The sequence below is a fragment of the Streptomyces prunicolor genome (genome assembly GCF_045162825.1).
In the GTDB taxonomy this organism is placed as follows: Bacteria; Actinomycetota; Actinomycetes; order Streptomycetales; family Streptomycetaceae; genus Streptomyces; species Streptomyces prunicolor.
The window spans coordinates 1076339-1098001 of sequence record NZ_CP108676.1 but is presented as its reverse complement, the minus strand read 5'-3'; the positions used below and the strand labels follow the sequence as shown (position 1 = coordinate 1098001).

The following is a 21663-nucleotide window of genomic DNA, read 5'->3' as shown; positions in this document are numbered from 1 at the left end:
AAGTGCCTCCTCAGGAGGGGGAGTTGGAGGGGGATTTCACGGGCGAGAGCAGGGAGAGCAGCCCCCGAACGCCTGCGTCGAAGGCGGCCGGTGACCCCGACGCGCGGGCCAGCACATAACCGCCCTGCAAGGTCGCGAGGATCGTCGCCGCGATCTCCTCGCCGTCCAGCTCCGGCCCGAACTGCCCCTGCTCCTTGCCCTCTTCGACGATCCCGGCGAGCCGCTCCAGGATCGCGTCGAGCGTCGCGTCCACCGGTTCCCGCAGCTCGGCGCTGGCGATCACGTCGGGATCCATCGTCAGCCGCCCGATCGGACACCCGCGCAACACATCCCGCTCGCGCCGCAGATACGCCTCGATCCGCTCGTACGGCGTGCCCGGCCCGTCGAGTACTCCCTCGGCGGTAGCCCGCAACTCCTCGGCCGTCCGCCGGATCGCGGCCAGCGCCAGCTCCGGCTTGCCTTTGAAGTGGTGGTACATGCTGCCCTGCCCGGCGCCCGCGCGCTCCAGGATCGCCTTGGGGCTGGTGCCGACGTAGCCGCGCTCCCACAGCAGCTCGCGGGTGGACTCGATCAGTCGCTCCGGGGTGCTCATGCACGGACTGTACATACTAGTAGGTACAGAAGTCGAGACTCTACGGAGCAGCCGGAACGCCCGCGCGTACTCCCCGGGAGGTACCCGCACTGCCGCTGGCCGTACGACGACCCGGACCCCTCCCCGGAGCCAGTCTCGATACATCACCAGACATCACAGGAAGCCCCCTCCGGGCTCCGGACCACTTGGAGATGAATCGACATGCAGACTCTGGCGAACTGGAACGGTGGCGGCCCCGGCCCGTGGGTCCTGTTCTTCCCGCTGATCTGGGCGGCCGTGGTGGTCGGCGTGGTGACCGTCCTGCGCCGCACTGTCCGGCGCGGTCGCGGGATCGGGCGCGGCGGGCCGTGGCGCGCGATGGCCGACCCCCGCCCCACCGGCGACTCCCCGCTCGCCGTCCTCGGCCGCCGCTTCGCCTCCGGCGAGATCGACGAGGACGAGTACTGGCGCCGCCTCTCCGTCCTGGACGAGCAGTTCGGCCGCACCGCAGGCAAGGGAGGCGGCCCGGCATGACCACCGCGACCACCACCCGCACGGCCGCGCGGGTCGTCGACGCCGTCAAGGTGTACGGCGTCGGCGACACCGCCGTGCGAGCCCTGGACGGAGTGAGCGTCGACTTCCCGGCCGGCCGCTTCACCGCGATCATGGGCCCCTCGGGCTCCGGCAAATCCACCCTGATGCACTGCGCGGCCGGCCTCGACACACTCACCTCGGGCGCCGCGTACATCGGCGACACGGAACTCGGCTCACTCGACGACCGCCGCCTCACCCTCCTCCGCCGCGACCGCGTCGGCTTCGTCTTCCAGGCGTTCAACCTGGTGCCGACGCTGACCGTCGCGGAGAACATCACCCTGCCCCTCGACCTCTCCGGGGCCAGGGGCGACCAGGAGTGGATCGACGCGCTCGTCGACGTGGTCGGCCTGCGCGACCGCCTCCACCACCGCCCCTCCGAACTCTCCGGCGGCCAGCAGCAACGCGTCGCCGTGGCAAGGGCGTTCGCGGGCCGCCCGGAGGTCGTCTTCGCCGACGAGCCGACCGGCAACCTCGACTCCCGCTCCGGCGGCGAGGTCCTCGGCCTGCTCCGCCGCGCGGTACAGCAGACGGACCGCACGGTCGTGATGGTGACCCACGACCCGGTCGCCGCCGCCCACGCCGACGACGTCGTCTTCCTGGCCGACGGCCGCCTGGTGGACCGTATGGATTCCCCCACGGCCGAAAAGGTCCTGGACCGCCTGAAAGCCTTCGAGGACGTGAGGTCATGAACGCCTCCGCCCGCCTCAGCCTGTCCTCCCTGCGCGCTCACAAAAGGCGTTTCGCCGGTACGTTCCTCGCCGTGTTCCTCGGGGTCGCCTTCCTCGCCGGGACCCTCGTCATGGGTGACACCCTGCGCGCCAACTTCGACACCATGTTCGGCGACGCGACCAGCGGCACGGACGCCGTGGTGCGCAGCGCCGACGCCATCACAACACCGGGCGAGAGCGAGGGAGTTCGGCAACCGGTGAACACGGCCCTGGTGAAGTCCGTCGAGCACGTCCCCGGCGTCGCGGCCGCCGCCCCCAGCATCCAGGGCGCGGGCCAACTCGTCGGCGCCAACGGCGAGGCCATCGGCGGCAAGGGCCCGCCCACCCTCGCCGGCAACTGGATCACCGACCCGAAACTCAACCCGTACCGCCTCGCGGAAGGCCGAACTCCGGCCAGGCCGGGCGAGGTTGTCATCAACCGAGGTGCCGCCGACAAAGGCCACTTGAAGATCGGCGACACGACGACCCTGCGCACGCCCGACCCCGTCAAGGTGACGATCGTCGGCCTCGCGACCTTCGGCGGCGAGGACGGCATGGCCCAGGTGACCTTCACCGGCATGACGCAGGCCGACGCCGAGAAGTGCCTCACCGCCAAGCCCGGCGAGGCGTCGAGCATCAGCGTGCGCGCCGGCCCCGGCATCAGCCAGACGCAACTGGTCGACCGGCTGACTCCCATCCTCCCCAAGGGAGTTCAGGCGATCACGGGCCAACAGTCGGCCCGGGAGAACACGGACATGATCGCGTCCCAGTTCCTCACCATCTTCACCACGTTCCTGCTGGTGTTCTCCGGCATCGCCCTGCTGGTCGCGACCTTCTCCATCCACAACACCTTCGCGATCGTCATCGCCCAACGCACCCGCGAGAACGCCCTGTTGCGAGCCCTCGGCGCCTCCCGCCGCCAGGTCACCTCAGCCACGGTCACTGAGGCGAGCGTCGTCGCAGTCGCCGCATCCGCCGCAGGACTGGCGGGCGGAATCGGCATCGCGGCCGGACTGAAGGCACTGTTCCCGGCCATCGGATTCCCGTTCCCCGACGGCGACTTGGTGATCACAACGCTCTCCATGGTCCTGCCACTCGCGGTCGGCGTCATCGTCTGCCTCGGCTCGGCACTCATGCCGGCGGTACGAGCGGGCCGCACCGCACCCCTCGCGGCGCTGCGCGAGACGGCCGTGGACCAGTCCGGCGCTTCCCGCGTCCGAGCGGTAACGGGAATGGCCCTCGCGCTCCTTGCCGTCTCCGTGACCCTCACCGGCGTACTGATCTCACCGTCCTTGCTGCTGGCGGGAGTTGGGGCGGTACTGGCCCTGGCCGCCTTCGTGGTCCTCGGCCCCGTCGCCTCCTCCACGGCGGTACGCGTCCTCGGCAGCCCCCTGGACCGACTGCGCGGCGTCACCGGCGGACTGGCCCGACGCAACGCCCTGCGCAGCCCCCGCCGGACGGCCGCCACCGCCGGCGCGCTGATGATCGGCGTGGCCGTGGTGTCGCTGTTCACCGTCTTCGGCGCCTCATTGAAGGCGACGATGGACCAGACGGTGTCCCGGTCCTTCGCCGGTGACGTAGCCGTCAGCACCCCCTCCTTCGGCGCGGGCGGCAGCGGCCTGAGCCCCGAACTGGCCGGAGCCATTGGCAAGTTGCCCGAAGCGGACACGGCAGTGGGACTCGGCCGCGGAGTAGCCGAAGTGGACGGCAAGGGACGGGCGTTGACGGTCACGGACCCCACCGCCCTCGCCCGCACCTTCGACCTCGGCACGGTCCAGGGCTCCCTCCGCTCCCTCGGCACCGACGGCATCGCCATCACCAGAACGGAAGCCGACCGCCAACACCTCACCACCGGCAGTACAGCCCAACTGGCCTTCGCCGACGGCAAGAAGAAGACCTTCACAGTCCGCGCGATCTACGGCCGGTCCGAACTCGCCGGCGACTACGTCATCACCCGCGCCGCCTGGTCCCCACACCGCACCCAGGACTCGGACACGCTCGTGGCCGTCTCCTTCAAGGAGGGCGTGAGCACGGCCAAAGGCAAAGCCGCAGTCGAATCGATCGCAGCCCACTACGGCAACCCACAAGTCCAGACCCGCCACGAATACGCACAGTCCTCAGCCGGGGGCATAGACATGATGCTGACCCTCGTCTACGCCCTCCTGGCCCTGGCGGTCCTGATCGCCCTACTCGGCATCGCCAACACACTCACCCTGGCGATCCACGAACGCACCCGCGAACTGGGCCTGTTGAGGGCAGTAGGTCAGACCCGTTCCCAACTCCGGGCGATGGTCCGCTGGGAGTCGGTCCTGGTCGCCGCCTTCGGCACCCTGGGCGGACTCGCCCTGGGCGCCTTCCTCGGCTGGGTCCTGGTCAAGGCCTCGGACGGCGCCAGCGACAGCGCCTTCGCCTTCGCGCTCCCGCCCGTACAGCTAGTGGTGGTGGCCCTGGTCGGCGTAACCGCAGGAGCACTCGCGGGCCTACGCCCAGCCCGCCGGGCAGCACGGCTGGACGTACTCCGGGCGATCGCCACAGAGTGACAAGACACCGGTGGACAAGTGCAGGGCGTCCACCCAAACAAACGGCGAGGGCCCACCAAGTCGGGCTGTCCCCACGTGGACGGCCGAGAGGGAGCCGTAGGGGCGCGCCGGTGTCGAGAGGCTGTGGGGGTGCCCCCTCTGGGGGCGCGCGGAGGCGCGCAGCGCCGAGCACGGTGGGGCTCTCGACACCGCCACGCGCCGGTAGGCGCATATCGAGCACAGCAGCGCCCCGAAGGCGACCGAACCAAAAGCAACGAATCACCGCCCGATCAACCGGCAACGGCGGACCGGGCGGGAGCGTGTTGGGGCCGGTGGCCGTCAACCGGGTGCTCGACCTCGGTGACGAACCGGTGCGCGGGCTTCTCCACCGCCGTACGGCGCGGTGAACGACCCGGCGTCGCAGTCGCCGTCGCCGGCGCGGGCGTAGCCGCACTGAGCGCGAACCACACGACCTTCCCGGACTCACCGTCCGGCCGTACCCCCCAGTTCTCGCTCACCGCGGCGACCATCGCGAGTCCACGCCCACAAGTGGCCGTAGGGGAGACCTCGTCGATGTCACCGACCACCGGAAGCCGGGGATCGTGGTCGTGCACCGAGACCATGAGCTGGTCGAGCACCAGCTCGATCTCGACGACGCACGTCTTGTCGGGCTGGGCATGCCGGTGGACGTTGGTCAGGAGCTCTGTGACACCGAGCGCGGCCCGGTCTATCAGAGGGTCCAGATGCCAGTAGCGCAATTGCGCAGATACGATTCTGCGGACCTGGCCGATCCGCGACGGCAGGGCTTGGAGCTCCACCGTGCAGTGCCTGCTTGGGTGACTGATCACGGCTGCGACTCCCCGACTGAGGTCCGGAAGAACACGGAGTTCGGATCCAGCAGAGTGGTCGGAGAACGGCCGCCTGCTGTTGTGTCCGGCGGGCTGGTTCGCAGCGTTATCGCCGGTAAACCCAGAGTGACGTGAGACCAGAGTGGCTCAGGGGCCGCGATCCCGCAACTCGCGGCCGGCGGCTGCCCATCAATGGCGCGGATCAGCCGGTCCATACTGCGGTCAGCCCCACCACAGAGCCGAGCGCCCCCCACCACAGAGCCGGCCGCTCCCTCCCACGAGCCAGCCCCTCCCCACCACGAACCGACCGCTCCACGACATGGATCAGCCGCTCTAGGAAGCGGGATCCGAGGCGCCACAGCGCCACGGCGCCTGTCAGCCGCCCCGCCCCGCCGCCTTCCGCACAGCCTCGATGAACCGGCGCGCAGCAGGCGGACCCGGTTGCCCGGGTGCGGGGTCCTGCTCGCCGAGGGTCAACAGATACCTGTTGCCGTTGAGGTCGGCCAGCGCCCTGTCCTCGGGAGCGAACCAGGGTTTCGACGCACGCACCGCCTGCACCGGCGCGCTGTCGATCTCGCTGCCGTAACTGGTGAGCAACTCCAGCCTGCCGTCATTGATCCGGACCTGTCCGGCCCGCGTGAGCGACCGCAGCCGCTTCCCGATCCGCACGCCCGTGGCCGTGAACTCCGGCTCCGCCATGCTTCCCCGCCCCCTTGGTCCAGGACCTCTGTGATCCAGTGTGCGCCCCCGTTCAGGACGTTCGTCCCGCTCCGGTGCAGTCTGCCCGCCACGGGCGTCGAGCACCAGTACGTACGACCCGGTCACGGTGAGTACCCGGAGCACTCGCACGAGTGCGCCCCCGCGCCCCGGCCGGAAGCCCGCCGAATGCTCGCCGAAGACCTGCTGGCGGGCTACTGGCGGCCTGCCGATGCCTTGTTGGTGCCCTTGCCCCAGGGATGTCTTTGAGGCGCCCAAAGGCGCATTTATGCAGGTGAGAAGCGTGCCGAAGGTGCATATGATCGAGACGTCGGCCGCGCGAGGCGCCGTCGGCGCGAAGCGTAAGGAGCCCCGCCGTGAGCACCACCCCACAGGCCCTGACCGGTGCCACCCTCGACGTCGACCGCAGCGACGCCGCCTACCGGAGCTGGCTGAAAGAAGCCGTCCGCAAGGTCCAGGCCGACGCCAACCGCTCGGCCGACACCCACCTGCTCCGCTTCCCGCTCCCCGAGCGCTGGGGCATCGACCTCTACCTGAAGGACGAGTCGACCCACCCCACCGGCAGCCTCAAACACCGCCTCGCCCGCTCCCTCTTCCTCTATGGCCTCTGCAACGGCTGGATCCGGCCCACCCGCCCGGTGATCGAGGCGTCCAGCGGTTCCACGGCCGTCTCCGAGGCGTACTTCGCCAAACTGATCGGGGTCCCCTTCGTCGCGGTCATGCCGCGCACGACCAGCGCCGAGAAGATCCGCCTGATCGAATTCCACGGCGGGCAGTGCCACTTCGTGGACGACCCGCGCAAGATGTACGAGGAGTCGGCCGCCCTCGCGGTGGAGACCGGCGGCCACTACATGGACCAATTCACCTACGCGGAGCGGGCCACGGACTGGCGCGGCAACAACAACATCGCCGAATCCATCTTCCGCCAGCTGGAGTTGGAGCGTTTCCCGGAGCCCGCGTGGATCGTCGCCACGGCCGGTACCGGCGGTACCTCCGCGACCCTGGCGCGCTACGTCCACTACATGCAGCACGACACCCGCGTCTGTGTCGCCGACCCGGAGAACTCCTGTTTCTTCGAGGGCTGGACCACCGGCGACCAGGACGTCACCCGTGACTGCGGCTCCCGCATCGAGGGCATCGGCCGCCCCCGTATGGAACCGAGCTTCGTCCCCGGCGCGATCGACCGCATGATGAAGGTCCCGGACGCGGCCAGCGTCGCCGCCGTAAGAGCCCTGGAACAAGCCATCGGCCGCAAGGCGGGCGGCTCCACCGGCACCGGCCTCTGGAGCGCCCTCAAAATCATCGCCGAAATGGTCGCAACCGGCCAACAGGGCAGCGTGGTAACCCTGTTGTGCGATCCGGGCGACCGCTACCTGGACAAGTACTACTCGGACGCCTGGCTCGCGGAACAGGGCCTGGACATCACCCCGTACAGCAAGGCGATCACCTCGCTCTTGGCAACGGGAGTCTGGCAGACCTGAGTTGATGAACACCGGTGGAGAGGTGCCCCTTCAGGGGCGCGGGGAACTGCGCGACCAGCCACGACGGCGCCGCAGACAACCGACATACATCGCGGCACGACTAACGCTTCAACCGCCGATCCAACCCCTTCACCGCACCCTTGAACGCCCGCCCCAACCCAGGCCGAGCCACCCGCACAACCCCCCTGAACACCGCCGTCCCATCCACAGCGAACGTCCACTGAACCCGCGTCCCACCCCCGGCAGGGGTCAGCCGCCACTCCTCAGCCATCGCACGGGCCCCCGGCGCGTTGGTGACGTCGACCCGATACGCGTACACCTCCGCCGACTTCGCCGCGATCACCGTCTCGCGAAAGTACCCGCCACCGCTGAGCCGAACATCCCGCCCCGCCCCGTCGTCGACGGACCGCGCACTCCTGACGGCCGAGAACCATTCCGCCCACCCCGGCACATCGTCGTTCAGGGCGTGAAAGACCGCTTCCGGCGCTGCTGCCATCTCCTGCGCGAAGACCAGACGAACGGGAGCGGTATCGATGAAGTCGAGCCCGACGGGCCGCAGATGGTTGGCCATGGACACGAACCCCCTTGACAGATAAGGGAAGTTGACCGGGGCAAGGTCACGATAGCTGACACCCTGTCAGATGTCTGCCCCGTCAACGCCTTCGCCCGCCACCACGAGCCGTAGATGCTCGGCGATGTCCGCACGCGCCTCGGCCGGCAACCCCGCGTCCGTCACCAGCGTGTCCACCTGTTCCAGCGCGGCGAACGAACTCAGGCCCACCGTCCCCCACTTGGTGTGGTCGGCGACGACCACGACCCGCCGCGCGGACTGCACGAGCCGCCTGTTGGTCTCGGCCTCGGCGAGGTTCGGGGTCGACAGACCCGCCTCGATCGATATGCCGTGCACACCGAGGAACAGCATGTCGAAGTGGAGCGCCGCGATCGCCTGGTCGGCCACCGGACCCACCAACGAGTCGGAGGGGGTGCGCACTCCGCCGGTCAGCACGACCGTCGCCGCGCCCTGGCGCTGCCCGGAGGTGCGCTGCGCCGCGTGGAACACGTCCGCCACCCGCACCGAGTTGGTGACCACGGTGAGATCGGGGACCTCGAGGAGGTGATGCGCGAGCGCGTACGTCGTCGTACCGCCCGAGAGCGCGATCGCCGTACCCGGCGCCACCAACTCCGCCGCCGCCCGCGCGATGTCCTCCTTGGCGGTCAGCTCCAGCCCCGACTTCGCCTCGAAGCCCGGCTCGTGCGTACTCGCCTCGACGACCGGGACCGCCCCGCCGTGCACCTTCTCCAGGACGCCCTGCCGGGCCAGCGCGTCGAGATCGCGGCGCACGGTCATGTCCGACACGCCGAGCTTGCGGGTCAGTTCGTTGACACGGACGCCACCGCGGCGCCGGACCTCGTCGAGGATCAGGGCGCGCCGCTGCTCCGCGAGGAGGTTCTGATTCTCACTCACGTACGCTCCGGTCCTTTCGCCGCAACCCGTCACACTGCCCGCGCGCCCGCCCCGACCAGGACATTCTTCCCGGCTGCGGTGCGCGGACGCCCCAATACTCGCACGCCCCCGCAAGCACCGCGCCACCGCCTGTCCCGACGCGCACATGTCATTCAGTCATCATCCGTCGCTCGCGTGTCACACCGATCGGGGGAGATTCGGTGACGGGGCGTGTGCGACGCGCCGGAAAGGACGATCCTGGAGTGCACACGGACACAGGCAGACAGTGCGTCACGGGGGATGTGCGAACAGTGGAGCGTGTACAGGAACACGCCGTCACGAGCGAGGCGAAGAGCCTGGCCGGACGGCTCGATGAGACCGAACCCGCCCTGGAACTCCTGGTCCACGGAGTCGGCGGCGCCACACCCGAGGAGATGCTCGGCGATCCACGCACGGTGCGGATCACCGGCGACGACACGGCCGCCGTCTTCCGGCGCACCGCCGACGTCGACGCCGAGTCCCGGCCCGCCGACCAGCGCGAGGGACCGATCCGCGAGGCCTACGTCTGGTGCAACCTCACCTCGGGCAACGGCACCCGCGCCCTGTGGCTGCTGCTCCTGCCCTTCATGGTCGTCAACCTCGCCCACTGGATGCGCCCCACCGCCCGCGACCGGAAACGAACGGTCCGTTTCTACGGCCTCCTGGTGCGCCTCGCGGGACTGACCCTGACCGTGCTGCTCGTCGCCGCGGCCTGCGAGGTCGCCCTCGACCTCGCCGCCTGGCAGTGCGCCGGCACGCGCGCGTGCGCCGAACGGCACACCTGGCTGGGCTTCCTGTCGCCCGCGATGTCGCACGACAGCTGGTGGAGCCGCCCCGGCCGCCGCCTCGCCCTCGCCGCCCTGGTGCCGACCGCGCTCACCGTCCTCCTCTGGTACCTCTCCCGCCGCACCTGGAGCGAGTACGAGTCCCAGCAGCCGATGCCCCGCAGAGCCGAGCCCGACGACGAGCCCGAACGCAGTTCCCTGGGCCGCCCCGGCTTCTGGTACGGCCGCCGCCTGGTCGCCCGACTCCGCGCCGCCCACACGGCGGCCGGCCTCCTCACGGTCGCCGCGGCCGTCACCGTCTCGGCGGCCCACTTCGACCGCGGACCCGACGGCTCCGACCCGCTGGCCCGCCTCGGCACACTCCTGGAGACCGCACTCGCCGGCCTCGCGTTCGTCGTGGTCTACGTGGTGTGCCGCCGCGGCCGCAGCGAGAACCGCCTCGACCAGGCCCTGGACCGCCGTCTCGTCCGACGCCTGCCGCTCGGCGCCCTCCTGCTGCTCGCCCTCGCCCTGCTGTACGCCGGCTGGTCGCGCCCGGGCTGGCAGTCGTCCGGGCGGCTGCCGGGCGACCCGGCCTTCGGCGGAATCGCCCTGATCCAGGGCCTGTTGGTGATCGCCCTCGCCGTGGTCGCCCACTTCCTGCACCGCACCCACCCCGACCCGCGCGCCGCGATGGGTGGCCTCGGCGGACCGGCCGTCGCGATGCTGGCCTGCGCCCTGGGCGGCGTGATGTCCGGCGGGGTCTCGCAGCGGGTCTCCGACTGGCTGGACGGCACCGGGACGTCCATCGCGGGCCCGCCCGTCCTGCTCACCTGGCAGGCCTCGGTGATCCCGGCGCTGCTGATCGTCGTCCTCGTCCTCTGCGCCGGACTAGGCCACCGCACCTGGCGGCTGCGCCGTGGCGAACTGGCCGCGGTGGCGCGCGACTACCCGGGTGGGCGCAAGGACCGGGCGCGCACCGCCCGGATCGCGAGCACGCGCGCGATGGCCACGCTCACCGACCGCGGCCCCCTCCTCGTCGCCGTCACCTCCACCGCGACCCTGCTCCTGGGCGCCGGAGCGCTCGTCGGCGCCTTCACCACCGACAGGACACCGTCGCGGGCCGGCGAGGAGGGCCACGCCTTCGTGCACGGCGCCGCCCAGACCTCACAGGGCCTCGGCTCCTGGCTGATCGGGCTCGGCTTCATACTCTTCGTCACCTGGGGCAGGCGCGCCTACAAGGACGCCTCCGCGCGGCGCACGATCGGCATCCTCTGGGATGTCGGCACCTTCTGGCCGCGCGCCGCCCACCCCTTCGCCCCGCCCTGCTACGCCGAGCGCGCGGTACCCGACCTGACCTGGCGCATGGCCACCTGGACCCGCGCCACCGGCGGCCGACTCGTCATCTCGGGCCACTCCCAGGGCAGCGTCCTCGCCGCAGCAGCGGCCTGGCAACTCAAGCCCGCCCAACGCAAACGAGTAGCCCTGCTCACCTACGGCTCACCCCTGGAGCGCCTCTACGGCCGCTGGTTCCCGGCCCACTTCGGACCGGCCGCGCTGACCCGACTACACCGCGAGGTCGACTGCTGGCGCAATCTGTACCGGCTCACCGACCCCATCGGAGGCCCGGTGCGCGTCTCAGCCGACTGCGGTCCCGAGGTGGACCACGAACCACCCCTCAAGGACCCGCTGGAATACGGCCGCACGGCACGGCATCCGCTGCCCGCGCCGATCCTCGGCCACTCCGACTACCAGGCCGACCCGGCGTTCGCCGAGGAACGCGAGCGGCTGCTGGCCCGGCTGCGGCCCGAAGTGCCGCCTCAGGGCAGCTCGGGCAGGTCGTCCGCGTAGAGCAGGGTCAGGTCGTCCGTGCTCGGCTCCTCGAACTGGGCGACCCGGCTCGCGTGCCGCTCCACCATCGCCTCGAACGTCTGCCGCGCGGTGCGGCCGTTGCCGAACGCGGCGCCCTTGGGGATCGCCGTGAAGTACTTCGTGAGCCCCTCGGACGCACCCTCGGCCAGCCGGTACTCGTGCTCCTCGGCCTGCTGCTCGACGATCCTGAGCAGTTCCTCGGGGTTGTAGTCGCTGAAGGTGATGGTCCGTGAGAAACGGGAGGCCACACCGGGGTTGACGGACAGGAACCGCTCCATCTCCGCCGTATAGCCCGCGACGATCACCACGACCGCGTCCCGGTGGTCCTCCATCAGCTTCACGAGCGTGTCGATGGCTTCTTTACCGAAGTCGCGTCCCGAGTCCTCCGGAGAGAGGGCGTACGCCTCGTCGATGAACAGGACTCCGCCGCGCGCCTTGTCGAAGGCCTCCTGGGTGCGGATCGCGGTGGAGCCGATGTGCTCGCCGACCAGGTCGACCCGGGACACCTCGACGAGGTGTCCCTTCTCCAGGACCCCGAGCGAGGCGAGGATCTCGCCGTAGAGCCGGGCGACCGTCGTCTTGCCGGTACCGGGGGAGCCGGTGAAGACCAAGTGCCGTTTGACGGAGGCCGCCTTGAGGCCGGCCTGCTGGCGGCGGCGGCCCACCTCGATCATGTCGGTGAGGGCGCGCACCTCGCGCTTGACGCTGTCCAGGCCGACCAGCGCGTCGAGTTCACCGAGGACGTCCTTGGAGGAGCGGGACTCCTTCTCCGGGTCCGTCGCGGGGATCAGCGGGTCCTGCTCGGCCGTGCGCTGGGGCGGGATCGCGCCCAGCACGCTGGTCGACTGGCTCGCCGTCTCCACGGCCGTCTCATGGGCGGTGGGCGGCTTCAGGCCGCTCTCGTCGCTGGTGCAGTCCTCGACGACGGGGCCCGTGCCGGGTCCCGCGTCCGGACCGGCGTCCGCGAACTCGTAACCGCCGCGCGCGCACCGCTCCGTACGGCACTTCTTGAGCGTCGTACGACAGCCGTCGATCACATGGAAGCCGTAGCCGCCGCTGCCCGTCACGCGGCAGCCCTGGAACGTGCCCCGGCCGCCCGCGGAGACGTAGAAGCCCGCCTCGGCGGGGGAGTCGACCGTGCAGCGCTCGATGGTGGGGTCGGCGCCCTTGGTGACGATCACGCCGGTCTGGGTGGCGTCCACGGTGCAGTTGTTGAGGGTGCCGCCGCTGCCGTGGTCGCGGAACCACGCGCCCGTGGCCGCGTCCCGGATCCGGCAGTCGTCGAGCTGCGCGGTCGCGCCGTCGCTCACCGACACGGCCGTGTTACGGACCTGGGAGATATCGCTGTCGACGACGTCCGCGCGCGAGCCGCGGTCGAGGACGAACAGCGCGTCCGGTACGTCGTGCACCCGGCAGGAGTCGAGGACGACGGTCGCGCCGTCGCTGACCCACACCGCCGGATAGTCGCCCGTGCTGTCGAAGATCTCGCACTGGTTGGCGTCCACGCGGGTGCCCGGGTCCCACACCGACAGGCCGTTGCGCCCGAACTGACGCACCGTCGTCCGGGTCAGCGTCAGGACGGAACGGGAACGCAGGTCGACCGCGTTCTCCGGGATGTCGTGGATACGGCAGTCGGCCAGGGTCAGCACCGCGTCGGTGTCGAGAGTGACGCCGTCCGCGGCCGTACGGTGCACATCGCAGTCGGTGAGGTGCGCGGTGGCGCGGCCGGTGATCTGGACGCCGCTGCCCCGCGTCTCGTAGACCTCACAACCCACCGCCTCCAGCGCGGAGTTCTCGCCCGTCGCGGACAGACCCACCCCCGACGCGTGGTGGATACGGCAGCGCTCCAGGCGCGGGTGACCGCCGCCGCGGACCGCGACGCCCGCCTGGCCGGCCGAGACGACCTCGCACTCCTCGAACACCCCGCCACCGCCGTCGAGTACGGCGATCCCGATGCCGGCCGGGTTGTCGACCGTGCAGCGCCGCACGGTGGGGCGGGCGCCGCCGCGCACCTCGATGCCGGACGCGGACCGTGTGACGATCCGAAGGTCCGTCAACTCCGGTGCGCCGTCCTCGACCAGGAGCGCGGGCGCGGCCGAGTCCTGGCCCTCGACATGCAGGTCCTGGACCACCGCCGAGGCACGGACGGTCAACGGCACGCCGTCCAGGGGCGCGATGCGCACCGAGCCGGGCGACCCCTCGGGGCCGCGCAGGGTCACCGACCGCGCCACGACGAGGTTCTCCCGGTAGGTGCCGGGAGCGACGGTGAGGACGTCTCCCTCGGCCGCGGCCTCCAGGGCGGCGGCGAGCGACGCGTACTCACCTGTGCGGCGCCGCCACCTCGATGTACCGGTGTGCGTCACCTGGACCGTGCCCTGTGCCATGGCGCTGCTGTGCCCCCACCTCGTGGTACGCGGGTTGATGCCGAAGCCTTCGCCGGTCCACCGTAGCGTGCGTGCGGGCGGTGGGTTGACCAGAGTTGGAAGGCTGTCAGCTGCCGGTGCCGGTCCGGCCCCAGTCCGGGCCCGCCCGCTCCCATGCCCGGTCCCAACGGGCGTACCTGCGACGGACCATGCGCCACAGCACGAACCGTCTGCCGCTGTCGACGAGCCCGGCGGTCAGCAGCGCCGCGCCGAGCCCGGCGAGCACGGCATGCGTCGTCGCCGTGGCCGAGTCCAGCGGGCGGGCCACTATGTGTCCGCGCTGGTCCGTCCAGAGCCTGAAGTGGTCGCCCGTGTGCGGGGTGTTGAGGCTCGCCATCACCGCGCCGTGCTGGGCGGTGCCGTCCGGGGCGGTCCAGTCGGCGAGGACCTTGCTGCGGATGTCCCGCGCGGTGGCCGAGTCGGGGTCGGGGTCGATCTCGGCCCCCTTCAGCTTCTTGACCACCGTGGCCGTCACGGCGTGCCGGTCCGCGCGCTGCTCCCGGACCGACTGCTGCAGGGTGTTCTGCGCGATCACGCCGACGAGCGAACCGATCACGGGTGCGGCGACCAGCACCAGCAGCAGGACCACGAGGGCCAGCCAGGCCTCGACCAGATCGGTCGCGCGACGCAGCGGATTGTGCCGCCAACGCCACACACCCCTGATTGCTCCCACCGTCCCGCACCCCCTTCCCGCTCCGTGATAACTCCAGGCGTGGCCGTTCACCCAAGAGCCCCGGCAAAGAGAGAGCGAAATCACCTCTCACCGGGCCTCTCATGAACTTCTCACGGGATCTCAACGACCGGGCCCACGGGGAGGGTTCCCGCCTCGCGCGCTCTTCGACGGAACCTCGTGCGCTCTCGGGCACAACTCCGCCTACGCGAGAATCCGGACCGGATCACCGACGCGGATCGTGCCGGTCGAACGGGGCACCAGGTTCTGCCCGAAGACGAGCTTGCCGCCGATACGGCGGTGCCGGGCCAGCGTGCGCAACGGCTCCTTGCCGCGCTCGGCGCTGCCCTGGTCGGTGGTGGTCACGACGCAGCGCCCGCACTTCTTCGCGACCCGGAAGGCGACCTCGCCGATCGCGAGGCCCGACCAGTCGTCCTCGGCCCAGGCGGCGGTGCCCGCGACGACCACATTGGGCCGGAACCGGTTCATCGGAAGCGGCCCCTCGGCCGCGTGATCCCCCTGCGCAATAAGGGAGTTGAGGGCACCGAGGGACGCCTCGGAGGTCAGCAGCAGCGGATAGCCGTCGGCGAAACTGACCATCTCACCGGGAAGCGCGTAGTCCGGGTCCACCGACCTGCGCGTGGCGGGATCGTCCATGTGGACAAGACGTACACCGAGGCCCAGATAGTCGCTGCACCAGATGTGCGCGGCGTCCCGCGCGGGCACCGCGTCGACCTTGGTGCCGAAGATCTCCATCGCCACGGTGGTGACCGGCTCCGGAACGGGCACGGTCAGCCGGTCACGGCCGGGCGCTGACAGACGAACACCCCCGCCGGGCAGAAGCTCGGCGGCGGCCAGTGCGAGACGCGGGTGCTCGCGTTGCGTGACGACCTTTCCCCCGTCGTCGATCAGCACCCAGCGTCGGTCACCGGCCAGCCCCCAAGGCTCCACGAGAGCCTCCCGGGGCGAGAAACCCCGGAGTGCCTTGGCCGGATGAACGTGGATCGACCGCAGCTCCGCATTCCCCATCGCTCCATCGTGCCAGTCGGCACCGACAACGCAGGGTGCGGATCAGTAACCGCCGCGGTACTGCTGCTGGTTGTTGTACGGGTCCTGCTGGTACGGCGCCGGGGCGGGTCGGGGCGCCGCCGGACGCATCGCCTCGTAGCCGGCCGGAGCCGCCATCGGACGCGGCTGCTGTTGCTGCTGCCCGGGGTAGCCGCGCGGCGGGGCCTGCTGCGGGATGTACGCGGCGGGCGCCTGCTGCAGCGGGGCGGGCTGCTGAGCCTGCGGATAGCCGTAGTTCTGCGAGGGACCCGCCGGGAGGGCGGGCAGTGCCGACGGCAGCGCCGGCAGGTTGCTCCCCGGCATGTCGTAGGCGGCGGGGACCCGGATCGGAGCGATCTGCGGGGTCCCCCGCTCGGCCACGAGGGAGTCGTAGATCGGAGTGTCCGGGAAGGAGGCGGAGTAGTAGCCGCCGCCATAAGTGGAGCGGGGGGAGGTCATGGCACATAAGTTAAGCCCACGATGTGCTGGTTGGGGAGACCGATTAGAGGGTTGTTTTCCGTGTCGGCAGTGGCATGGGATCCCCAATGCGAGCGAACTTGGCAAAAAAGGGCATCGACCTGTGTTCGGATCGGGTAAAAGCCTAGTTCCCGGCGGGTTACCAGCGGGTTGGCCGACGGTGTAGCCGCGCCCCTCATGGGCGTTCGCCGCCCCGGGGAATAGGTTGTGGGTAGACACCCGATGGGCTGCCGGGGCGTGTCCTGGCACGGTGACACGTGAGGGGGCAGACATGTCGATGCCGAAGGGATCGAATGTTCCGGTGCCGACGACGGCACTGCGCGTCGAACTGGGCTGGCGGCCCGGACCCGGCGTCCCGGATGCGGACGCCTCGGCCCTGCTTCTGGTCGACGGGAAGGTCCGTTCCGACGGCGACTTCGTGTTCTACAACCAGCCGACGCACTCCTCCGGCGCGGTCCGCCACGAGGGCAAGGGCAACGCCGACGGGAAGGTGACCGACAGCCTGCTCGTCGACCTCGCGCGCGTGGAGCCCGCCGTCGACCGCATCGTCCTCGCCGCCTCCGCCGACGGCGGGACGTTCGGCCGGGTTCCCGACCTGTACATCGAAGTCCAGGACGCCGGACAGAACATCCCGGTCGCTCGCTTCGACAGCACGGGCGCGACGGTCGAGACCGCCTTCGTGCTCGGCGAGTTCTACCGCCGCCAGGGCGCCTGGAAGTTCCGGGCCGTCGGCCAGGGCTACGACAGCGGACTCGTAGGCCTGGCGACCGACTTCGGCATCACCGTGGACGAGCCCCAGCAGGCGGCACCGGCCGCGACCATGCCGCCGCCGGCCGGACCACCGGTGAACATGGCGCCGCCCTCGGGGCCGCCTGTGAATCTGCCGCCGCCGGTCCAGCCGCCCGTGACCATGCCTCCTCCTCCGGTCGCGCCCCCGGTGAACCCACCCCCGTCGTCGACCCCCGTGCGGCTCTCCAAGGTGACGCTGACCAAGGCGGCCCCCTCGGTCTCCCTGACCAAGCAGGGCGGCACCTCGGGCGCCATGCGCGTGAACCTCAACTGGGAGGTGCGCAAGCAGTTCTCCGGCTGGGGCAGCAAGCGCGGCCGGGCGGTCGCGATGCACGCGGACCTCGACCTCGACCTGTGCGCCCTGTACGAACTCGCCGACGGCCGCAAGGGCGTCGTCCAGGCCCTCGGCAACGCGTACGGCTCCCTGCAGCGCCCCCCGTACATCCACCTCGACGGAGACGACCGCACCGGCGCCTCGGCGAGCGGCGAGAACCTCACCGTCAACCTGGACCACATCAAGGACTTTCGGCGCATCCTGGTCTTCGTGACCATCTACGAAGGCGCCCGTTCCTTCGCCGACCTGCACGCCACGGTCACCCTCCAGCCGCAGCACGGCGCCGCGATCGACTTCTCCCTCGACGAATGCACGGTGCCCTCCACGGTGTGCGCGCTCGCCCTGATCACCAACACCGGAGGCGATCTCGTCGTCCAGCGCGAGGTCCGCTACCTCGTCCCCGACCGAGGGGTCAGCCCGCAGCGGACCGTCGACCGCGTCTACGGGTGGGGCATGAACTGGACCCCAGGTCGCAAGTGAGTGCTCAGCCCTCGTCGCCGACGACGGCGTCGGGACGCGCGTAGGTACGGCCTTTCCAGGCCGCACCGCGTCCCCTGTAGTGCTGCACCGCGGAATCGACGGTCATCAGGAGGTAAAGAAACGCGGTGAACGGCAACAGGGGAGCGAGCCACAGCGGCTGCCCGTAGTAGCGCAGCATCGGGAGGTACGTCCCCGTCATCACCAGCCACGCGAGACCGCCGAGGACCGCGGTCGCCGTACTCCCCATGGCCAGGCCGGTGAACAGGGCCACCGGCGGCACGAGATACACCAGCGCCAGGCCCAGGACGGTACCCAGGAGGAGCAGCGGGTTGTGCCGCAGTTGGGCGTACGCGCTGCGCGAGACCATCCGCCACAGGTCGTGCAGCCGCGGATAGGGGCGCACGCTGTCCACCCGCTCGGCGAGCCCCAGCCAGATGTGACCGCCGCCGCCCTTGACGGCCCGCGCGAGCGCCACGTCGTCGATCACCGCCTGCCGGATGGCGTCCGGGATCCGCGCCCGCTCGGCCGCGTCGGTGCGCAGCAGGACACAACCGCCCGCCGCCGCTGCGGTGCGTGCTCCCTTCCGGCCGATCCGGCGGAACGGATACAGCTGCGCGAAGAAGTAGACGAACGCCGGCACCACGAGCCGCTCCCAGAGGCTCTCCACGCGCAGCCTGGCCATCAGCGACACGGCGTCGAAGCCGCTGGTTCGGGCCGCCGCCACCAACTCCCGCAGGCTGTCCGGGGCATGCGCGATGTCGGCGTCCGTCAGCAGCAGGTACTCGGGCTCACGCGCGCGTGCCAGACCGATGCCGTGCCGTACGGCCCACAGCTTGCCCGTCCAGCCCGCGGGCGGTTCTCCGGGGGAGCCCACGGTCAGCGGCAGCCCGCCGTACCGGGACGCCAGCTCGCGGGCCAGTTCCCCGGTGCCGTCCGAACTGCCGTCGTCGACAAGGAAGATCTCCGCCCGCCCGGGATAGTCCTGGGCGAGGAGCGAGGGCAGACTCTCGGGGAGTACGGCGGCCTCGTCGCGAGCCGGGACGACCACGCAGACCTGCGGCCAGGTGTCGGGGTCGGTACGGGCCGGGAGTCTGATGTCCGTGCGCCAGAAGAAGCCCTGACAGAGCAGCAGCCACAGCCAGGCGGCGAGTGATCCGGCGGCGATCCACACGATGGCGCTCACGGGCGCAGTCTGCCCCACGGCGGCGGATCCACAGAGGCCATCGTCTATCGTGGCCGGGTGAAGATCGCGCTGATGGACTCCGGAATCGGCCTTCTGGCGGCCACCGCGGCGGTACGGCGGGTGCGCCCCGACGCGGATCTCGTGCTCTCCCTGGACCCCCAGGGCATGCCCTGGGGACCGAGGACTCCGGAAGACGTCACGGGGCGTGCGCTGGACGTCGCCGAGGCCGCCGCCGCGCACCGGCCCGACGCCCTGATCATCGGCTGCAACACCGCGACCGTGCACGCCCTCACGGCCCTGCGTGACCGCCTGGAGCCCGGTATCCCGGTCATCGGCACGGTCCCGGCGATCAAGCCGGCCGCAGCGGGCGGCACCCCCTTCGCGATCTGGGCGACTCCTGCCACCACCGGCAGCCCCTACCAGCGCGGCCTCATCAAGGACTTCGCCGACGGCGTCCCGGTCACCGAGATCCCGTGCTGGGGACTGGCCGAAGCCGTGGAACACGGGGACGAGCCGGCCATCGACGCCGCCGTCGCCGCTGCCGCCGAGCTGACCCCCGACGATGTAACGACCGTCGTCCTGGGCTGCACCCATTACGAACTGGTCGCCGAACGCATCCGCGCCGCCGTGCAGCGCCCCGACCGCCCGCCGCTCGTCCTGCACGGCTCCGCCGACGCGGTGGCCGCCCAGGCGCTGCGCCGGATCGGTGAGAAGCCCGCCCCCGAGGCGCTGCCCGACGGCACCGTGACGGTGCTCCTGAACGGCCGTGAGGGCGCGCTGCCCGCAGCCGCTTCGGTCTACGCCGAGGGCCGACTCCTGCGGGCCGTCACGCCCGCCCACTGAGCACCGGCGACGCACCGGATCCTGTGCGTCCACCGTGTCGCCCCACAAAACGGTCACCCTCCGCAACGCCGTACCCGCGCAGCGAAACCTGAGTAGTCTCGTAGGCATGAGGGACCACCCCCGCGACGAAACCTTCCCGCAGACCGAGATCTGGACCGGACGCGCGACGAACCGGTTCCAGTGGCTGCTGGCGCTCGCCGGTGCCGCCTGCATGGCGCTCGGCATCGAGCTGGCCGTGGACTCCACCTGGACGTCCGGCATCGCCCCGCTCGCCATGTCCGTCGTCGGGTGCATCGCGGCCGGACTGCTCATGCTGTTCGGCACGCTCGCCTTCGTGCACGTCGGCCTGAAGGTCGACACGGAGTCCCTCGAAGTGCGCTGCGGCCACATCGGTCTGCCGCGCCGCCGCATCCCCCTCGCGAGCGTCGCGGGCGCAGAGTTCGCCCCGCACGTCACCCCGCGCCAGTGGGGCGGCTGGGGCTACCGCTGGCGGCCCGAGAAGGGCACCGCCGTCGTCGTACGGCGTGGCGAGGGCATCGTCCTGCGGCTGTGGGACGGGCACACGTTCACGATCACCGTCGACAACGCCGAGGCGGCCGTACGGATCATCACGGACCGGCTGGCGCCGCCCAAGACCGGCGCGGTGCTCTGACCCGTTCCCTGCCCGTCACGGGGCCAGTCGATCGCCACGCGCGTGTACGTCCGGCGCGGTGCGTGAGGCGTCGTCGGCGATCGGGTGGGCCGTGGCCAGCCCGGCCAGGAAACCCGCGCCGACCGACACCGAGGTGAAGCTCAGCGCGTCGCCGACCGAGGCGACGAGCGCGAGTCCCGTCAGCGCGGCGGCCGTGGTGAGCGCGATCGGGGTGGGGCGGGTGGTGCGCCACAGCGAGTGGAGAACCCAGCCGTAGGCCGCCGCCAGCAGGAGCACGCCGACGATTCCCTGCTCGGCCGCCAGCTGAAGCGGCGCGGAGTGCGGTTTGCCGTCCGGCAACAGCGCCTCGGCCGCCGCGCTGCTCAGCTCTCCGAAGCGCCCGGGGCCCACCCCGAGGGCGGAGTCCTGGTGCGCCATGTGCAGGGCGTCCTGCCACAGCTGGACCCGGTGTGGGGTGAGCTGGCCCTCCAAGGACTCGGTCAGCCCCTCCGGGAGGACGTTTCCGGCGACGGCCCAGGTCACGCCCGTCGCCAGCGCCGTGGCCAGCCCCAGGCCCGCGATGCCGAGACCGCGGTGCCGCATCCGGCCGGCGGCGAGCGAACTCAGCAGTACCGCCGTACACAGGACGAGTCCCGTGACCGAGCCCAGGACGGCCGCGGTGAGCGTGATCCCGGCCGCCAGCAGCCACAGCGCGAGTCGCAGCGCCGGAGCCGAGGCGGCCCAAGCGGAACAGCACGCGGCACCCACGGCCAGGGTCAGCAGGGCCGCGGTCGCACCGGCGTGGCCGAGCGGGACGGCGAACTGGGGGCCCGGGGCGAGATGCGGTTCGGCCAACGCCAGACCGAGCCCGGCCAGCGCCCCCACACAGGGCGCGGCGACCGGCACCAGCGCCCCGGAGATCCGCCCCGAGGCGTAACCGGCGGCGACCGCGAGGACCGCGAGCAGCACTCCCTCAGGTCGGCCGTCGTGCATGGCGGCGGTGATCAGCGCCCACGCGGCACACGATCCGAGCACCACGATGCCCGCCGCGTCCGAAACGTTTCGTCTCTCACTGTCGGCGTCCGGACCGGTCGCCGACGTCATCCCCGTGGAACCCACCCCGCCGCCCCCTGAACCGGGCCGCCCCCGACCCGTGACCGCCCCGGCCGTCCTGGCCTGGACCGACCGCACGACAGGGGCTCCGGCACACCGTAACGGCTGATGACCGAT

19 protein-coding genes are annotated in these 21663 nt (G+C 71.2%); 8 read left to right on the top strand and 11 right to left on the bottom strand.

The features are described from left to right. Positions 1-10 precede the first annotated feature (10 nt). Positions 11-592, bottom strand: a complete 582-nt coding sequence (locus OG588_RS04990; RefSeq protein WP_405946194.1) for a TetR/AcrR family transcriptional regulator — start codon at positions 590-592, stop codon at positions 11-13. Positions 593-793: 201 nt separating this feature from the next. On the opposite strand from OG588_RS04990, the gene OG588_RS04985 reads away from it, so the two are divergent. From OG588_RS04985 to OG588_RS04975, 3 genes are read left to right on the top strand one after another with little or no spacing between them, the layout of a single operon-like run. Beyond that, entirely contained in the window at positions 794-1105 is a 312-nt protein-coding gene (locus OG588_RS04985) for an SHOCT domain-containing protein (RefSeq protein ID WP_405946193.1), read from the top strand. Beyond that, positions 1102-1854, top strand: a complete 753-nt coding sequence (locus tag OG588_RS04980; protein WP_405946192.1) for an ABC transporter ATP-binding protein — start codon at positions 1102-1104, stop codon at positions 1852-1854. Before OG588_RS04985 ends, OG588_RS04980 begins: the two co-directional genes overlap by 4 nt. Next, entirely contained in the window at positions 1851-4412 is a 2562-nt protein-coding gene (locus tag OG588_RS04975) for an ABC transporter permease (RefSeq protein ID WP_405946191.1), read from the top strand. Before OG588_RS04980 ends, OG588_RS04975 begins: the two co-directional genes overlap by 4 nt. Before the next feature lie 269 nt (positions 4413-4681). On the opposite strand, the gene OG588_RS04970 is transcribed toward OG588_RS04975, so the two are convergent. Then, positions 4682-5239, bottom strand: a complete 558-nt coding sequence (locus OG588_RS04970; RefSeq protein ID WP_266880358.1) for an ATP-binding protein — start codon at positions 5237-5239, stop codon at positions 4682-4684. A gap of 375 nt (positions 5240-5614) precedes the next feature. Next, a complete protein-coding gene (locus OG588_RS04965; protein WP_405946190.1) occupies positions 5615-5938 on the bottom strand; it encodes a hypothetical protein in 324 nt (107 codons plus the stop codon). A 374-nt stretch (positions 5939-6312) separates the two neighbouring features. Here OG588_RS04965 and OG588_RS04960 point away from each other — a divergent pair, with 374 nt between their 5' ends. Next, a complete protein-coding gene (locus OG588_RS04960; protein ID WP_405946189.1) occupies positions 6313-7437 on the top strand; it encodes a PLP-dependent cysteine synthase family protein in 1125 nt (374 codons plus the stop codon). A 100-nt stretch (positions 7438-7537) separates the two neighbouring features. Here OG588_RS04960 and OG588_RS04955 read toward each other — a convergent pair whose 3' ends face one another. After that, positions 7538-8008 (bottom strand): SRPBCC family protein, encoded by a 471-nt coding sequence (locus OG588_RS04955; protein WP_405946188.1) that lies wholly within the window; start codon positions 8006-8008, stop codon positions 7538-7540. Positions 8009-8074: 66 nt separating this feature from the next. Further along, positions 8075-8902, bottom strand: coding sequence for a DeoR/GlpR family DNA-binding transcription regulator (locus OG588_RS04950; RefSeq protein ID WP_405946187.1), 828 nt, complete (start codon positions 8900-8902; stop codon positions 8075-8077). 290 nt (positions 8903-9192) lie between these two features. Here OG588_RS04950 and OG588_RS04945 point away from each other — a divergent pair, with 290 nt between their 5' ends. Next, a complete protein-coding gene (locus OG588_RS04945) occupies positions 9193-11535 on the top strand; it encodes a hypothetical protein (RefSeq protein WP_405946186.1) in 2343 nt (780 codons plus the stop codon). On the opposite strand, the gene OG588_RS04940 is transcribed toward OG588_RS04945, so the two are convergent. From OG588_RS04940 to OG588_RS04925, 4 genes are all read right to left on the bottom strand, one after another. Beyond that, complete coding sequence (locus tag OG588_RS04940) at positions 11505-13940, bottom strand: right-handed parallel beta-helix repeat-containing protein (protein ID WP_405946185.1); 2436 nt, start codon at positions 13938-13940, stop codon at positions 11505-11507. The genes OG588_RS04945 and OG588_RS04940 overlap by 31 nt on opposite strands. Positions 13941-14046: 106 nt before the next feature. After that, the gene (locus tag OG588_RS04935; protein WP_405946184.1) at positions 14047-14652 is read right to left on the bottom strand and encodes a hypothetical protein; all 606 of its coding nucleotides are present in this window, start codon (positions 14650-14652) and stop codon (positions 14047-14049) included. A gap of 201 nt (positions 14653-14853) precedes the next feature. Further along, entirely contained in the window at positions 14854-15678 is an 825-nt protein-coding gene (locus tag OG588_RS04930) for an MOSC domain-containing protein (RefSeq protein ID WP_405946183.1), read from the bottom strand. Between the two features lie 42 nt (positions 15679-15720). Beyond that, positions 15721-16155: a DUF6643 family protein gene (locus OG588_RS04925; RefSeq protein WP_019058096.1), complete on the bottom strand. Its 435-nt coding sequence runs from the start codon at positions 16153-16155 to the stop codon at positions 15721-15723. 295 nt (positions 16156-16450) lie between these two features. Here OG588_RS04925 and OG588_RS04920 point away from each other — a divergent pair, with 295 nt between their 5' ends. Next, the gene (locus OG588_RS04920) at positions 16451-17776 is read left to right on the top strand and encodes a TerD family protein (RefSeq protein WP_405953053.1); all 1326 of its coding nucleotides are present in this window, start codon (positions 16451-16453) and stop codon (positions 17774-17776) included. A gap of 4 nt (positions 17777-17780) precedes the next feature. Here OG588_RS04920 and OG588_RS04915 read toward each other — a convergent pair whose 3' ends face one another. Further along, a complete protein-coding gene (locus OG588_RS04915; RefSeq protein ID WP_405953052.1) occupies positions 17781-18947 on the bottom strand; it encodes a glycosyltransferase in 1167 nt (388 codons plus the stop codon). Between the two features lie 69 nt (positions 18948-19016). Here OG588_RS04915 and OG588_RS04910 point away from each other — a divergent pair, with 69 nt between their 5' ends. After that, a complete protein-coding gene (locus OG588_RS04910; RefSeq protein ID WP_405946182.1) occupies positions 19017-19802 on the top strand; it encodes a glutamate racemase in 786 nt (261 codons plus the stop codon). A 106-nt stretch (positions 19803-19908) separates the two neighbouring features. Then, entirely contained in the window at positions 19909-20454 is a 546-nt protein-coding gene (locus tag OG588_RS04905) for a hypothetical protein (protein ID WP_405946181.1), read from the top strand. Between the two features lie 15 nt (positions 20455-20469). On the opposite strand, the gene OG588_RS04900 is transcribed toward OG588_RS04905, so the two are convergent. After that, positions 20470-21537, bottom strand: a complete 1068-nt coding sequence (locus tag OG588_RS04900) for an O-antigen ligase family protein (RefSeq protein ID WP_405946180.1) — start codon at positions 21535-21537, stop codon at positions 20470-20472. Positions 21538-21663: the final 126 nt, after the last annotated feature.